The sequence below is a fragment of the Haloferax profundi genome, from assembly GCF_001469865.1.
Lineage (GTDB): Archaea > Halobacteriota > Halobacteria > Halobacteriales > Haloferacaceae > Haloferax > Haloferax profundi.
Map to the genome: position 1 here is coordinate 1 of NZ_LOPV01000585.1, position 733 is coordinate 733.

A 733-nucleotide genomic window follows, 5' to 3' on the forward strand; every position below is an offset into this window, starting at 1 on the left:
GTCGCGGCGAATCTTGTCGGGCGTCCAGCCGCCGGGGACCAAGACCGCATCGACCGCCGCCGGGTCGACCTCGCCGGCCGCGAGTTCGGTCTCGGCGGTGAGCCCACCGCTCTTTCCCGTGTACTCCACGCCGGCGTCCATGCCGACGACGTCAATCTCTGCCCCTTCTTCTTTCATGCGCATGTAGACGGCCCAGAACTCCAGGTCCTCGAAACCGGGGCCGACCAACATGGCGATTCGTTTGTCTTCCAGTTTCATGTCTGATCACCGTTGGGATGACGAACCAGACGGGCGTGTATCGACCACGCCGACTCCGTCCTGCCGATGCCCAACCGTACATCGTTATTGACTCCATTTCGGCATAGTCTTTTATTCAGCCTCACGAGAACGGAAGCCGTCGTTGTCACGCGTTCGCCCTGCGGCGAAAAACAATGAATACGCAGACCAACTTACCCGTGAGTTCCGTCAGGGAGTGGTGCTTCCGACAGAGTCGAAGCGTTCAAAGGACTCGGAAGACCCGGACAGTATCACGCTTTCCAGGTTCTTCGAGCAATTGAGCGAGGCCGATGTTTGAGAACACCTGTTTCCAGTTTCGGTGATACAGCGGGAAGTCGTCGTCGACGTAGCTCACTTCTGCACCGTCGCGTCCACGTTGCGGACTGTTTCCTTCGTTCTCAGCCGTGATGACCAAGTCGGCAGAGGCACGGGCTAACTCTTCGAACACCCACTCGTC

The 733-nt window shown here is 58.8% G+C and carries 1 protein-coding gene and 1 pseudogene; both read right to left on the reverse strand.

All coding sequences use genetic code 11. The features are described from left to right. Positions 1–258: DJ-1/PfpI family protein (locus AUR66_RS17280; RefSeq protein ID WP_197409854.1), on the reverse strand; the 258-nt coding region annotated here is incomplete at its 3' end. Between the two features lie 241 nt (positions 259–499). Next, positions 500–733 (reverse strand): annotated as a pseudogene (locus tag AUR66_RS17285) (class I SAM-dependent methyltransferase); the annotation flags it as partial.